11 protein-coding genes and 1 pseudogene are annotated in these 14,826 nt (G+C 68.5%); 7 read left to right on the forward strand and 5 right to left on the reverse strand.

The features are described from left to right. The 5 genes from BM175_RS09430 to BM175_RS09450 form a co-directional block, all read left to right on the forward strand. Nucleotides 1-1,826 (forward strand): AAA family ATPase (locus BM175_RS09430; protein WP_090962384.1); only part of this gene is annotated, 1,826 nt, incomplete at its 5' end. A 539-nt stretch (nucleotides 1,827-2,365) separates the two neighbouring features. Further along, entirely contained in the window at nucleotides 2,366-2,914 is a 549-nt protein-coding gene (locus tag BM175_RS09435) for a PAS domain-containing protein (protein ID WP_090962386.1), read from the forward strand. Further along, complete coding sequence (locus BM175_RS09440) at nucleotides 2,907-6,377, forward strand: CheR family methyltransferase (RefSeq protein WP_210185779.1); 3,471 nt, start codon at nucleotides 2,907-2,909, stop codon at nucleotides 6,375-6,377. Before BM175_RS09435 ends, BM175_RS09440 begins: the two co-directional genes overlap by 8 nt. Continuing rightward, nucleotides 6,370-6,750 carry a response regulator gene (locus BM175_RS09445; RefSeq protein WP_244545944.1) on the forward strand — a complete coding sequence of 127 codons (381 nt, stop codon included), beginning with the start codon at nucleotides 6,370-6,372 and terminating at the stop codon, nucleotides 6,748-6,750. Before BM175_RS09440 ends, BM175_RS09445 begins: the two co-directional genes overlap by 8 nt. A gap of 360 nt (nucleotides 6,751-7,110) precedes the next feature. Further along, nucleotides 7,111-8,103 carry an MBL fold metallo-hydrolase gene (locus BM175_RS09450; protein ID WP_090962754.1) on the forward strand — a complete coding sequence of 331 codons (993 nt, stop codon included), beginning with the start codon at nucleotides 7,111-7,113 and terminating at the stop codon, nucleotides 8,101-8,103. 3 nt (nucleotides 8,104-8,106) lie between these two features. On the opposite strand, the pseudogene BM175_RS09455 reads toward BM175_RS09450, so the two are convergent. The 4 genes and pseudogenes from BM175_RS09455 to BM175_RS09470 form a co-directional block, all read right to left on the reverse strand. Beyond that, nucleotides 8,107-8,727: pseudogene (locus BM175_RS09455) on the reverse strand (MgtC/SapB family protein). Next, nucleotides 8,669-10,924: a xanthine dehydrogenase family protein molybdopterin-binding subunit gene (locus tag BM175_RS09460; protein WP_090962391.1), complete on the reverse strand. Its 2,256-nt coding sequence runs from the start codon at nucleotides 10,922-10,924 to the stop codon at nucleotides 8,669-8,671. The pseudogene BM175_RS09455 and the gene BM175_RS09460 overlap by 59 nt, the downstream one beginning before the upstream one ends. Then, entirely contained in the window at nucleotides 10,917-11,975 is a 1,059-nt protein-coding gene (locus tag BM175_RS09465; RefSeq protein WP_090962394.1) for an FAD binding domain-containing protein, read from the reverse strand. Before BM175_RS09465 ends, BM175_RS09460 begins: the two co-directional genes overlap by 8 nt. Then, nucleotides 11,972-12,469, reverse strand: a complete 498-nt coding sequence (locus tag BM175_RS09470; protein ID WP_090962395.1) for a (2Fe-2S)-binding protein — start codon at nucleotides 12,467-12,469, stop codon at nucleotides 11,972-11,974. The genes BM175_RS09465 and BM175_RS09470 overlap by 4 nt, the downstream gene beginning before the upstream one ends. Nucleotides 12,470-12,642: 173 nt before the next feature. Between BM175_RS09470 and BM175_RS09475 the strand changes: the two genes are divergently transcribed. Further along, nucleotides 12,643-13,254: a TetR/AcrR family transcriptional regulator gene (locus tag BM175_RS09475; protein ID WP_090962397.1), complete on the forward strand. Its 612-nt coding sequence runs from the start codon at nucleotides 12,643-12,645 to the stop codon at nucleotides 13,252-13,254. After that, on the forward strand, nucleotides 13,241-14,482 hold the full coding sequence (locus tag BM175_RS09480) for a glycerate kinase type-2 family protein (protein WP_090962399.1): 1,242 nt from the start codon (nucleotides 13,241-13,243) through the stop codon (nucleotides 14,480-14,482). Before BM175_RS09475 ends, BM175_RS09480 begins: the two co-directional genes overlap by 14 nt. A gap of 9 nt (nucleotides 14,483-14,491) precedes the next feature. Here BM175_RS09480 and BM175_RS09485 read toward each other — a convergent pair whose 3' ends face one another. After that, nucleotides 14,492-14,797: a hypothetical protein gene (locus tag BM175_RS09485; protein WP_090962401.1), complete on the reverse strand. Its 306-nt coding sequence runs from the start codon at nucleotides 14,795-14,797 to the stop codon at nucleotides 14,492-14,494. Between the last annotated feature and the right edge of the window lie 29 nt (nucleotides 14,798-14,826).

A 14,826-nucleotide genomic window follows, 5' to 3' on the forward strand; every position in this document is an offset into this window, starting at 1 on the left:
TCCTGCCGAGCCATTCGTTCTGGAGCGTGCTGCGCCAGACCGAGGTCGACCGCATCCTGTCGCAGACGGGCGACCGCTGGCATGCGGTGACCGGCGCTTTTACGGCGAGCCGGACGGTGGCTGCGATCCTCGACGATGGCCACGATCCCCTCGATGACCTCGCCGATCTGCGCCTTCGCATCGACGGCTTCGACGCGGACGCGGTGGCGACGGGGCTCTACCAGCACTTTGCGGTGCAGGCGGGACCCTTCCAGCCCATGCCGGAGGAAGGGAAGGAGAGCAGCGATGGCAATGGCGAGAATGCTGGTCCACGCTCTGCGGGCCGCATCCCGATCGATGATCCGTTGTACCAGCAGGCAACGGGTATCGCGAAGCGCCTGGCCACGATCGGGCTGTCGGCCCTGACACCGGACCTTCTGGATCTCGCATGCACCAAGGCGGGCCGCATCGAGGTCGCCGAGGCCATTCTCGCTCGCAGCCTGTGGTCGGCGTCGCGGCGTGGAACGCCGGCGGGAGGGAATGGGGGCACTGTTCAAAACCTCGCGCTGGACGAGCTGCCGGGATACGAGGCGGTACGGGTTTGGGCGCAGGCGCTCGCCAACGACATCCGTTCCTTTGCCGCGGGCACCTTGGCCTGGCAGGACGTCGACCCCGGTGCACTTCTCACCGGGCCGCCGGGGACGGGTAAAACGCTCCTGGCGGCGGCGATCGCCAAGAGCGCCGGTGCACGCTTCATCGCGACATCGTTCGCCGACTGGCAGGCCACTGGCGACGGGCATCTCGGCTCGACGCTTCAGGGCATCCGGCGCGCGTTCGAGGACGCGCGCAGCCAGGCGCCGACGGTTCTGTTCATCGACGAGATCGACTCCGTTCCAGCGCGCGACAGCAGCCGGCGTCACGACAGCTATTGGCGGGCGATCGTCAACGCCTTGTTGGAGGAGTTGGACGGGACCGGCCACCGTGAGGGTTTGATTGTCCTGGCCGCCTGTAACGATGCCGGTCACCTCGATCCGGCTCTGGTCCGATCCGGCCGCCTCGATCGCGTTGTCCTCATCGATCTCCCGACGGCTCAGGACCTTTGCGAGATCGTGCGCCATTACCTGCCGATGGTTGGCGAAGCGGAAGCCATGCAGATCGGACACGCGCTGGCGGGACGGACGACCGGCGCGGACATCGCTCGCATGGCGCGCGAGGCGCGGCAGCTGGCGAGGCGCGACAGGCGCCCGGTCACGTCCCATGACGTCCTGCAGGTCGCCATGCCGCCGGACACCCGCTCTCCAGCCCTGCGGCGGCGCATTGCCGTGCACGAGGCGGGTCACGCCGTGGCGCTGTTGTCGATGGGGCTCTGTCCGTCCATTGTGTCGATCCTGCCAGGGCCCGAAGGATCCGGGGGGCAGGTCAGGATCGGCTCGATCGGCTCAGGGGAGGGGCTTCTTCGAGACGTCGAGGCCGCCGTCATCGTCGCGCTGGCTGGCCGGGCTGCGGAAGAGCTTATCCTCGGCGAAGCTTCGGCAGGCGCTGGTGGGGGGGGCCTGTCCGATCTTGCGCAGGCAACGCAGCGTCTGGCCCATCTGGAAGGCCAGATGGGGTTGGGTCGCTCCCTTGTTCATCAACAGCAGGTCGATGTGCGGGACATCGATCGGCGTCTCCAGCGCCTCTACGGCGAAGCACAGATGATTGTGCTGCAATACCAAAAAGCCGTTCGCAGGATCGCCGACGAGCTTGTTGCAAAGCGGATCCTAAACGATGCATCTTTGAAAGCTATTTTGCACGCGCAAGAAGTGGGTTCAAAAGGTTGCCCGCATAAAAAAATGAGGTATGAATGATAATTCGTCGCAATAATGAAGCGATTAAAAGGAATTATCGAATGTACCTTTGCTGCAATCGCTGAGTCGAGAGAAATAAATACTATATATTAATTGAATCGTCATCCGGAGAATACCAAAATCGAAGATTTTATTCCAATCAATGGTGATTAACCAGGTGTAGCGTTGCCGAAAAATCGCCAAGGCATTCGCGAATGGATGGACACCCACCTTGGCGTCACGTTTGGCGCCTAACCTCTCAACGCTGAACACCTTCTGGCTCGCCGCTGTCGCGCTTGGGGTTCACGGATCTGATCGAGGTGACAGCACGGGGACGGAGGCGCGTCAAAAATCCTGCGCTGAGTGCAACGACGAACATTTGTGCGCCGGTGACATCTCTTGTTCGTCTCAATGGGTGAGCCGCAGGCGCCGATGCGATCCTCGCATTCGACTGTAAAAAACCCTAAGTGTTGGCGCGCGATGCGTTAGGCCGCATGGGGTACCGCGCGCATCTATGCTAGGGCATCGCGAAAGCGCCGCCGTTCAAAGAGGTCGTTGACTTGCAGTCGCACTCCATTCCGCCACAGCTCGAAACCTATTTCGAGCGGGCCAGCGTGGCCATTGCGCTGGCGGCCTGCGGCGACGACAATCCGCTTCTTCGCGTGAACGCCGCCTTCGAGGAACTGACAGGCTACACGTCGGCCGATGTCGTGGGGCGCAACTGCCGTATGCTCCAGCGGGACGCCGACAATGGCGAGGCGCGCGAGCGGATCCACGCGTTCCTCGCCTCCGACACGCAGGACAGCGTCCGCACGCCGATCGTGAACTTCCACAAGGACGGCCATCCCTTCGTCAATCTTCTCTTCATGTCGAAGCTGCGCAATCAGTCCGGCCGCTGCGAATTCATCTTCGCCTCGCAGTTCGACGTCAGCCGCTCGCAGCCGGAGCTCCTGGCCGCCTACGACCGCGAACTCGCACGCACGCTTCTCGATCTGAAGCCGAAGCTTGCCGACACGGGAATCGTCATCGAAGGCACCCTGATGACGATTGCCAACACGGCCTCCACGGTCGCCCAGGCCAAGCTGAGGCTCGCCGAACTCGATGGTTGAGCTGCCGCAGGATATGGATCGCGGGCCGTCCGAAAGCGTGACCGAGATCGAGGGGCAGGAGGGCATTCCCTTTCTGCCGATCATCGGGGTCGGGGCGTCCGCCGGCGGTCTTGAGGCGCTGCGCGAGATGCTGGGCGCGGCGAAGGTGCCGACCGGCATGGCCTTCGTCGTGGTGCAGCACCTCGACCCCTATCACGAGAGTATGCTGGCGCAGCTTCTCGACCGGCACACGCCGCTGACCGTCGTGCAGAGCGAGGGCGGCGAGCGCCTGCAGGCCGAAACCGTCTACATCATTCCGCCGGGCCATGGTCTTATCGTCAGCGACGGGGTGCTGGAGCTGACCGAGTTCGCCCAGCCGCGGGGCCTGCGGCGTCCGATCGACGATTTCTTCGTCTCGCTAGCCGGCGACCAGCAGACCCGCGCGGCCTGCGTGATCCTGTCGGGCACAGGGGGGGACGGCACGACGGGCCTGCGCGCCGTCAAGGAGCACGGCGGCCTCTGCGTCGTGCAGGATCCCTCGACCGCGAAATACGACGGCATGCCGGTCTCGGCGGTCGGCACGGGCCTTGTCGACTTCATCAAGGCGCCAGGCGAGATCCTCGCGTGCCTCTCCTCGTTCTTCCGCCGGCGCGAGAGCGAGGCGACGGAGACGGAGGCCGGCTTCAGCGCCGATCTCGTGGACGATCTGACGCGCGTCCTGCGCACCACGGTGGGCCACGACTTTTCCGGCTACAAGCGCTCGACCCTTGTGCGACGGGTGGAGCGGCGCATGCACGTTCTCGGCCTCGACACGGGCCGCAGCTACGTCGCGCGCCTTCGCGCCGACGGCGCCGAATGCGAGGCGCTGTTTCGTGACCTCCTGATCAACGTCACGCGCTTCTTCCGCGACGCCGAGCATTTCAAGGTCCTGCGCGAGAAGGCGATCGAGCCCCTGATGCGCGAGCATGCGGGCGAGGAGGACCTGCGCGTCTGGGTGCCGGGCTGCTCGAGCGGCGAGGAGGCCTATTCGATCGCGATGATCTTTGCGGAAGTCGCGCGCGAGACCGGCCAGCCGCTCGGTGTCCAGATCTTCGCCACCGACATCGACGAGCGCATGCTGCGCATCGCCCGCGACGGGGTCTATCCCGCCTCGGCGCTGGCCGACATTCCGAACGACTGGCGCGAGCGCTACGTCGTGCCCCACGCGGAAAGCTTCTCGATCGCCCCGGCGATCCGCGACCTGATCCGCTTCTCGCCGCACAGCCTCGTCAAGGATCCGCCGTTCTCGCGCATCGACCTCCTGTCGTGCCGGAACCTCCTGATCTACTTCGACGACCGCCTGCAGCAGTCGGTGATCCCGCTGATGCACTATGCCGTACGGCCAGGCGGCTACTTGTTTCTCGGGCCCTCGGAGAGCGTCAGCCGCTTCGAATACCTGTTTCCGACGATCGACCATCAGGCGCGCCTCTTCGAGCGCTCGCCGGGCGCCCCGCAATATCCGATTGACCTGCCGGGCAGCGGCGTGCGCCGTCCGGTGCGTCACGCGGATGGGGGCGGGCGGCGGCTCGGAAGCTCGGAAAGCGACGAGATGGCGCTCCTGCGCCGCATCGTCGACCGCTACGCCCCGGCGACCCTCGTCCTCGACCAGGACGGCAACATCGACGCCGCGCACGGGCCGCTCAGCCGCTTCTTCGACTTCCCCGTCTCGCGCGCGGGCGGCTCCAGCGCGACCTCGCTCGCCAAGCCGGGTCTGCGCAGCGTCGTCGGCCCGCTGCTGCGCCAGGTCCGCGACAACGGCAAGCGCCTCGTCGTGAACTCGGTCGAGGTGAAGTCGGAATACGGGGCGCAGGAGGTGCAGGTCGTCTGCGATCCGCTGCCCGACGGCACGTTCCTCTTCGTGTTCCGCGAGACCGCGCCCTTCCGCCCGATCTCGGACCCCGATCTCGTGGCGATGAGCGACGGCGACGATCACCTGGAAACGCTGGAGCACGAGCTGCGCGTGACGCGCCACCGGCTCCGTTCGACCGTGGAGGAACTGGAGACGGCGAACGAGGAGCTGAAGAGCTCCAACGAAGAAATGATGTCGATGAACGAGGAGCTCCAGTCCACCAACGAGGAGCTCTCCACCGTCAACGACGAGCTGAAGGGCAAGGTCGACCAGATCACGGTCGCCAATTCGGACCTTCGCAACTTCTTCGAATCGACCGACCTCGCCGTCGTCGTCCTCGACCGCAACCTGTGCCTTCGCTCGTTCACGGCCGCGGCCCTGAAGCTCTTTCCGTTCCAGCCGTCCGATCGCGGCCGCCCGCTCGGCGACATGACGAGCCGGCTCGACGACGACGCCTATCTCGGCGACGCCGAAGCCGTGCTGCAGGGCCACGCGCCGATGCAGAGGCGCGTCACGCTGCGCAAGGCCGACCGGACGCTCTCCTTGCGCATCATGCCCTATCGCACGCAGACCGACAGCGTCGACGGCGTGACGCTGGTCTTCACCGACATCACCGACGCCCTGTCGCTGGAGCGCGAGCTGACTGCCGAGCGCGAGCGCCTGGACCTTGCGGTGAAGGCGGGCGGCATCGGCATCTGGGAGTATTTTCCCGACAGCGGCGAGGTCGTCCTCGATCCTACAGAGCGCGATCTCTTCGGCGTGGACGACACCGAGACGCACGAGATCGAAGGTCTGATGGCGACGATCGAGCCGGACGACCGCCAGCGCATCGAGGAGGAGCTTCGCCGCGCAGTCTCGGGCGAGGCCGACTTCGAGGCAAGCTTCCGCGTGATCGCGCAGGACGGTGCGACGCGTTACCTCAAGGGCTTCGGGCGTCTCGTCGCCGATTCCGCTCCCCGACGTCTCGTCGGCGTCTCGATCGACGTGACCACCGAACGGGAGGCCACCAACACGCGCGAGATCATGCTGCGCGAGATGAACCACCGGGTGAAGAACCTCTTCGCCATCATCGGCGGCATGATCACGGCGGGCTCGCGCACGCATTCGGACGTGAAGGCCTTCTCGCGCGGGATGCGCGAGCGAATCGCCGCCCTCGGGCAGGCGCATTCGCTGGCGGCCCCTTCGGGCGAGCAGTACGCGATCGATCTTCGGGAGCTTCTGGAGACGACGCTGGCCGCCTATCGCGGCCAGGCCGACATCGAACTCGAGGGCCCGAGCGCCACGATCGACGGGCGCTACCTGTCGCCGCTCGCCCTTCTTCTGCACGAATGGGCGACCAACTCCTACAAATACGGCGCGCTGGGAGCAGATAACGGACGGTTGCGCGTGTCGTGGGCGATGCGTGCGGACGGGTTGGACTTCTCCTGGCTGGAGCGCTCGGACCGGACCAAGGCCGACGATGGCGAACCTGGGTTCGGAACGCTTCTGGTGGAGACGTCTTCCCGTCAGCTGGACACGCAGATCCACCGTTCGACCGGGGAGGGGCGTTTCCAGATCGAGATGCGTTTGCCCGTGGAGGTCCTGGCTGGTGTCTAGCGTCGTGATGGTGGTGGAAGACGAGTTCTTCGTGGCGCTGGATATCGAGGATGTGCTCACCGGCCTCGGCTACGAGATGGACGGCCCCTATCCGACGGTCCGCGAGGCCGGCGACGGGTTATCGGCCAAGACCCCCGACTGCGCCATCCTCGACGTCCGCCTGAAGGACGGCGACGTGTTTCCGGTGGCCGATGCGCTGCACGCCGCCGCGGTTCCGATCATCTTCCATTCCGGCCATGCCGACGACCAGCAGCTTCGCAAGCGCTACCCCTCGGCCCGCATTTGCTCCAAACCCTCCTCGCCGTCCTCGCTGCAGGCGGCGATCGAGGATGCGATGGCGGCAAGCCGCGCGGCGCGAGCGTCCGCCGGCTAAGACAGGTGGAGGCGAACGCTCGCCGCGCAATTCCGCCCGCAGCTCTATCGTTAATCACGCACGGCGCCGGACCGTGTCGCCGCGATGGCGGACCATCTTGTGCGGACGACCGATGCTCGGAACCTGTGCCGATCGACCGCCCCATCGATCCCACCGCATGACCCGACGCCCGGGTCGTCGCACCTCGCTGTCGCCGGTCGGATCGTCGCAGGACCGCAGTCGGTCGCCACGATCGGTCCGTCGCCCTTGCTCTGCCCGCCGGGCCGCCTCATCTTGAGCCAGATGAACCGACGACAGATCTTTCAGCTCCTGGGGCTCGGCGCCGCGGCGACCGCCACGGTCGCAGGCACGAGGACCGCAATGGCCGGCAACCACTATTACGACGGCCCACCGAGCGACCATTTCGACGGGACGCGCTTCTTCAATCCGGGCGGCATCGAGCCGCGCCCGTTCACCGACGTCCTGCGCTGGCGCTTCGGCGGGGGCGGCGAGCGCGCCGTCTGGCCGGAGCGGGTCGCAAGCCCGTTCCCGGCGGCCGTGCCCGACGCGCGGATCGAGGACCTCAGGCTGACCATGGTCGGGCATGCGACGCTTCTCGTGCAGGTCGCCGGTCTCAACATCCTGACGGACCCGGTCTGGTCGGAGCGCGTCTCGCCGGTCTCCTTCCTCGGGCCACGGCGCGTCGTTGAGCCGGGGATCGCCTTCGAGCGCCTGCCCAAGATCGACCTCGTCCTTCTCAGTCACAATCACTATGACCATCTCGACGTCGAGACGCTGGCGCGGCTGAAGGCCAAGCACGATCCGCTGGTGGTCATGCCGCTCGGCAACGACTGCATCGTGCTCGACGCGGTGCCGGGCATGCGGCTTCAGGTCGGCGACTGGGGCGACCGGATCGAGACGCCGGATGCGGTGATCCATGTCGAGCCCGCGCACCACTGGTCGGCGCGGGGCCTTCGCGACCGGCGCATGGCGCTGTGGGCGGCGTTCGTCGTGGAGACGGCAGCCGGCCGCATCTACCATATCGGCGACACCGGCTTTCACGAGGGCATCAACTACCGCGCGGCCGCCGCCAAGCACGGCGATTTCCGCCTCGCGATCCTGCCGATCGGCGCCTACGAGCCCCGATGGTTCATGGCCGGCCAGCACCAGGGGCCGGAAGACGCCGTGGCGGGCATGGTGCTGGCGAAGGCGCAATATGCGGCCGGCCACCACTGGTCGACCTTCCAGCTGACCGACGAGCCGATCGACGAGCCCGGCCGGCTCCTCGCCGAGACGCTGCGTCAACGCGGCATCGCGCGCGAGCGCTTTCGCCCGATGCTGCCGGGCGAGGTCTGGGACGTGCCAAAGGCCTGACGGTCAGCCGCGGTCCGGACCCCGCGCCCCGTCCTCGGCTCTCCCGTTGCGCCGGTCGCTTCGGGGGAGGAAGCGTTCGGACATGCGAACGACGGTGAGGATCACGGTCCCGAACGCCAGCCCGATGGCGACGAGCCGGAACTGACCGGCGCCCGATGCGATGCCGAGCGCGGCGGCGAGCCAGATGTTGGCGGCCGAGGTGAGGTTGTGGACGCTGCCGCGCGAGACGAAGATCGCGCCGGCCGCGACGAAGCCGACAGCCTGCGCCAGTCCCTAGATCACCCGCAAGGGGTCGAGCCCACTTCCGCCCGCTGCCGAAAGGCTGGCCTGGCGCTCGAGCGCCGAAACGGTGATGAGGGCGGAACTGAGGGCGACGAGGGCATGGGTGCGCACGCCGGCCGAGATGCCGCGCAGCTCGCGATCAAGACCAAGCGCCAGTCCCGAAAGAGACGCCAGTCCAAGCCGCCAGACGATGTCCCAGTCCGTCATGGGTCGCCCCCGTCCTCCCGTTGCATCCAGGATGCCAACGGGAGGCGGGGGCGGCTGTTCCCCGGCCGCTAGACGGCTAGCCGACGAGGTCGGCGAGGCCGATCGGGAAGCGGCGGATACGGCGACCGGTGGCATGGCGCACCGCGTTGGCAATGGCGCCGCCGGTGCCGGTGATGCCGATCTCGCCGACGCCCTTGATGCCGAGCGCGTTCACGTGCGGGTCGTCCTCGTGGACGAGGATCGCTTCCATCGGCGGCACGTCGGCGTTCACCGGGATGCGGTATTCGGCAAGGTCCGCGTTCATGACGCGGCCCGTCCGGCGATCCATCACCGCGTGTTCGTGCAGGGCGAAGGACAGGCCCCAGATCATGCCCCCGTAGAGCTGGCTCTGCACCATGCGCGGATTGATCACGCGGCCGGCGGCGAAGGCGCCGACGAGGCGCGTCACCCGGATCTGGCCGAGGTCGGGATCGACGCTGACCTCGGCGAACACCGCGCCGTGGGCGTGCATGGCGTAGGTCTCCTGGGCGGTGGGGTCCGCGGCCGCCTGGCCGTCGGCTTCGATCGTTTCCAGACCGGCACGGCTGAGGATCGCACCGAACGCCTCGCCCCGGCTTTCGTCGTCCCGGCGCACGAGGCGACCGTCGCGCGCGAGCGTGCCGATGTTGCCTGCCCCGAACAGCGGCGAGGCCTCGTCGGCGGTGGCGATCTCGGCAAGCTTGGCGATCACCGCCTGGCCGGCCGAATGGAGCGCCATGCCGGCGGTCGCCGTGTGGCCCGACCCGCCCGCGATGCCGGCGTCCGGCAGGTCCGACGTGCCGGCGCGGAACTCGACGCGCTCGATCGGCAGCCCGACGGCGTCGGCCGCGATCTGGGCCAGCGCCGTCCAGGCACCCTGGCCCATGTCGTGGGCGCCGGTTTCCAGAAGCCCCGAGCCGTCGGCGCGCAGGGTGGCGCGGGCCTTGGCCTGGAACATCAGCGCCGGAAAGGTCGCCGTGCCCATGCCCCAGCCGAGAAGCCGCCCCGACGTGTCGCGCATCGAACGAGGCTCCGACGGCCGCCCTGCCCAGCCGAAGCGGCGAGCGCCTTCCTCGTAGCAGGTGCGCAGCGCCTTCGAGGAGAAGGGCTTGCCGGAGATAGGCTCGCGCTCGGCGTAGTTCTTCAGTCGGAAGGCCAGCGGATCCATCCCCGCCGCCTCGGCCGCCTCGTCGATGGCGCATTCGAGCGCGATCGAGCCCGACGCTTCGCCCGGCGCGCGCATGAAGAGCGGCGTGCCGGTGTCGAGGCGCACGCCCTCGTGCGCGGTGCGGATCGCCGGTGCGGCGTAGAGCGTATGGGCGACGTCGGCAGCCGGCTCGAAGAAGTCGTCGAAGGTCGAGGATGCCGTTCGGGTGCGGTTCTCGATCGCCGTCAGTGCGCCGTCGGACTGGAGGCCGACGCGAATATGCTGGCGGGTCGGCCCGCGGTGGCCGACGGGGCCGTACATCTGGTCGCGGCGGAGCACCAGCTTGACCGGACGCCCGGTCATGCGCGCCGCCATGATGCCGAGCACCTGGGGACCGGCCGGAAAGCCCTTGGAGCCGAAACCGCCGCCGAGATACGGGCTGCGGATGTAGATGTCGGTCGGCGCGATGCCGAAGAGGCCGGCAAGGCGCTGCTGGGCCATGGCGAGCGCCTGCGTCGGCATGTCGAGGATGAGCTTGTCGCCCTCCCAGCGCGCCACGACCCCATGCGGCTCCATCGCATTGTGGTACTGGGCGGGCGTCTCGTAGGTCGTGTCCACCACGAGCGCGGCCTCGCCGATCCCCGCCTCGACGTCGCCGATCGCCGCCTCGGCCGGGTTTCCGGCGCCGACGACTTCGGGCACGAAGCTCTCGGCATCGTCGAGGGTCACGCGCGCCGCCTCGGCCTCGAAGCGCGGCTTCAGGAGCCGCGCCCCTTCCGTCGCGGCTTCCAGCGTCTCGGCAATCACCACCGCGATCGGCTGGCCGGCATAGCGCACATGCTCGTTCTGCAGGAGGTCGAGCCGGAACATGAACGGGTTGGTCTTGGCGTCCGGGTCCATCGCCAGCTTCGGCCGGTTGGCGGTGGTCATCACGTCGACGACGCCGGGATGGGCGCGCGCCGCCGCCTCGTCCATGGAGACGAGCCGCCCGCGCGCCACCGTGGCGGTGGCCGGCACGGCGTAGAGCATGCCGGGCGGATGGTTATCGGCGGCAAACGTCGCGGCGCCCGTCACCTTCAGGACGCCCTCGCGGCGCGTCATCGGCTGGCCGATGTTGGAGCCGTGGCGCATGCGCGCCGGATCGTTGGTGAGGCCGATCTCAGACATGGAGCATTCCTTCCGGAACCGGGGCGAAGGGGGAGCCGGGCAGGGCGGGCACGCGCTCGGGCGTGCCGGCCGCCGCCAGCTGCAGGGCCCGCGCGACGAGGCGGCGGGCGAGTTCGATCTTGTGCGCGTTGTCGCCGGACGGGCGGGCGCCCGCGAGCGCCGCTTCGGCGGCTTGCTCGAAGGCCGCCGTGCCGGGCTCGGCACCGTGGAGAAGCGTTTCCGCCTCGACTGCGCGCCAGGGCTTCAGGGCGACACCGCCGAGCGCGATCCGCGCCTCCGCGATCCGCCCGTTCTCGATCCGCAGCATGGCGGCGGTGGACACCACGGCAAAGGCGTAGGAGGTGCGCTCGCGCAGCTTGAGATAGCGGGCGTGCGCGGCAAAGCCGGCGGCGTCCGCCGGCAGGCGCAGCGCCGTGACGATCTCGCCCGCGCGCCGCTCGGTCTCGATCTCGGGCGTGTCGCCGGGCAGGCGGTGGAAGTCGACGAGCGGCACCTCGCGCCGGCCCTCCGGCCCTTCGAGTTCGACCACGGCACCGAGCGCTGCCAGCGGCACGCAGAAGTCCGACGGGTGGGTGGCGATGCAGCTGTCGCTCCATCCGAGGATGGCGTGCGAGCGGTTCTCGCCGCCGCGTGCATCGCAGCCGGAGCCCGGCTCGCGCTTGTTGCAGGCGCTTGCGGTGTCGGCGAAATAGGGGCAGCGCGTGCGTTGCAGGATGTTGCCGCCGGCGGTCGCCGCGTTGCGCAACTGTCCCGAGGCGCCCGACAGCAGCGCCTCGGCGATGGCCGGGAAGCGCGTGGCGAAGGCGCGGTCGTGCGCGAGATCTGCGTTGCGCACGAGGGCGCCGATCCGGACGCTGCCGTCGGTTTGGGTCTCGACCGTCGACAGGCCCGGCAGGCGGGTGAGGTCGACGATCCGTTCGGGAAGCGTGACGCCGCCCTTCATCAGGTCAAGGAGGTTGGTGCCGCCGGCAAGGCACGCCGAGCCCGGCCGCGCGGCAGCCGCCACCGCTTCGGCGACGGTCTCGGGGCGAATGTAGTCGAAGCGGTTCATGCCGCCTTCTCCTGGCGCGTGCCCGCGATCGTGGCCTCGGCCTCGATCACCGCCTCGGTGATGCCGGCATAGGCGCCACAACGGCAGAGGTTTCCGCTCATCCCTTCGCGGATGCGCTCGGGGTCGCCGTCGGTCTGCGCTTCCCCGATGAGGCCCACCGCGCTCATGATCTGGCCGGGCGTGCAGTAGCCGCACTGGAAGCCGTCATGGGCGATGAAGGCGGCCTGGACGGGATGCAGTTCGCCGTCCTTCGCCAGGCCCTCGATGGTGACGATGTCGGCGCCGTCGTGGGAGAGGGCGAGCGACAGGCACGACACGACGCGCCGCCCGTCGACGAGGATGGTGCAGGCGCCGCACTGGCCGCGATCGCAGCCCTTCTTGGTGCCGGTGAGGCCCTCGCGCTCGCGCAGGAGGTCGAGGAGGGTGACCCGGGGATCGTCGAAGATCACCTCGCGCCGTTCCCCGTTGATGGTCAGTTGAATCGAGTGGTTCATGCCGTCACCCTTTCGGTGATATGTCGAACCGGATGTGTCGGAACCGGGAGCCAAGGGGCTCGGCGCCGATCGGGCGGAGGCGGGCCGGCCTTTCTTCGAAGGCCAATGTACCGCAGGCCAATTATACGGAGGCGCCCTCCGTTTACAAGACTGGAGGCATTCCAATTCCGGAAATGGAAACTGACGCTCCGAAGGCAACGCGCAAGATCCGGGCAGACGCGGCGAAAAACCGCGATCGTCTGCTGACGGCGGCGGCGGAGGTCTTCCGCGTCGCCGACGGGAGCGCGAGCCTCGAGGCCGTGGCGCGCCGTGCGGGCGTCGGCATCGGGACGCTCTATCGCCATTTCCCGACGCGCGAAGCCCTGTTCGAGGCGGTCTACCGTCGCGAGGTCGAACAACTCGCGCAACTCGCCGAGACGCTGGCTCTGAGCGAGCCGCCGCTGCCCGCGCTCCGCCTGTGGCTGCGCGAGGAGGTTCGCCTCGTCGCCACCAAGCGCGGCATGCTGACGACGCTGGCGCTCGCCATCGACAGCGGTTCGGAGATCTACGCCTTTTCCTTCCGTCACCTGACGCGCGCCGTCGGCATGCTGCTCGAGCGCTGCGTCGAGGCGGGCGAGATCCGGGGCGACGTCGGAGCGGAAGACCTTCTTCAGACCCTGATCGGCCTCTGCCTGATGGCCAAGCAGGCGGACTGGGAGGACAACGTGATCCGCCTGATGGACGTCTTCGTCGACGGGATGCGGGCCGGCGGGCGGAAGGGGGAGGGGATTCATGACCAAGGGTGACGGCGCAATGCTGCGCGAGGTCTTCGAGGCGGCGCTGCGCCACGCGATGCCGGCCGGACGCTTCGAGGGGCGCCTGCCGGAGCGCCCGCGCGGGCGCACGCTGGTGCTGGGCGCCGGCAAGGCCGCGGCGTCGATGGCCGCCGCCTTTGAGGATGCCTGGGACAGCCCTTGCGAGGGGCTCGTCGTCACCCGCTACCATCATGCGGTTCCGACCCGTCGAATCGAGGTCGTGGAGGCCTCCCATCCCGTGCCGGACGCGGCCGGCGAGGCGGCCGCACGGCGCATCCTCGACCTTGCCGAAGGCGCGGGTCGCGACGATCTCGTGGTGGTCCTGATCTCGGGCGGCGCGTCGTCGCTTCTCGCCCTGCCGGCGCCCGGCGTGACGCTCGCCGACAAGCAGGCGATCAACCGCGCGCTGCTTCTCAGCGGCGCACCGATCGACGCGATGAACACCGTCCGGAAGGCGCTCTCGCGGATCAAGGGCGGGCGTCTCGCCCAGGCCGTCGCCCCAGCCCGCCTCGTCACCTATGCGATCTCGGATGTGCCGGGCGATGATCCCGGCACGATCGGTTCGGGACCGACCGTTGCGACAGCGAGCGGCCCAGATGAGGCCTTTGCGATCCTCGACCGATACAAGATCGCGGTGGGGGATCGCATCCGCGACGCCATCCTTGCCAATGCAGAGACTGCGCTGCGCGAGGACCGCGGCGATTTCCACATGCTGGCGACGCCGATGATGGCGCTGGAAGCGGCGGCCGAGGCGGCGCGCGGCCTCGGGCTCGAGCCGGTGATCTGGGGCGATGCGATCGAGGGGGAGGCGAGCGCGGTCGGCGCCGAGCACGCGGCCCGCATTCGCGCCGCGCCAGTCGACCGGCCGACCCTCTTCCTGTCGGGCGGCGAGACCACGGTGACGGTGGGAGCCAATGAACGGGGCGGGCGCGGCGGGCGCAACAGCGAGTATCTCCTGTCGCTGGCCCATGCCCTCGACGGGCAACCCGGCATGTCCGCGATCGCCTGCGACACCGACGGGATCGACGGGTCGGAGGACAATGCCGGCGCGTGGTTTGACGCTTCGCTGGTGGCGGACGCCGCACGGCGCGGGATCGATCTCGCGCGGCACCTTCGCGACCACGACGCCTACACGCCGTTCGCGGCGCTGGATCGGCTGGTGGTGACAGGTCCGACCTTCACCAACGTCAACGATTTCCGCGCGATCCTCGTGCGCTGAGCGGCGGCCTCAGGCCGCCGCCGGCTCGAGATGCTGGAGGAGCGGGACGGGACGCTGGGCCGGCTCGCGCCGCGTCGTCCAGCGCGCGCCGATGTCCTCGCTCGCCTGCACCGCGAGCGTGATCTCGTCGCCGTGCTGGAAGCCGTAAAGCGGCTTCGTCTGGCCGAACTCGGCCCATTCGCGCATCAGCATGTCCCAGACGGTCGGCGTCTCCAACACGCGGCCGAGCATCCAGAGGAGCTTCGACTTCTTGAGGCGCACCGAGCCATAGGCTTGAAGGTCGTGGAAAAGGGCATGGAGAAGGTCGGGTTTCATCAGGGGTTCCAAGGGTTCGTTTCGTCTCC

It is taken from the genome of Aureimonas phyllosphaerae (genome assembly GCF_900113065.1).
In the GTDB taxonomy this organism is placed as follows: domain Bacteria; phylum Pseudomonadota; class Alphaproteobacteria; order Rhizobiales; family Rhizobiaceae; genus Aureimonas; species Aureimonas phyllosphaerae.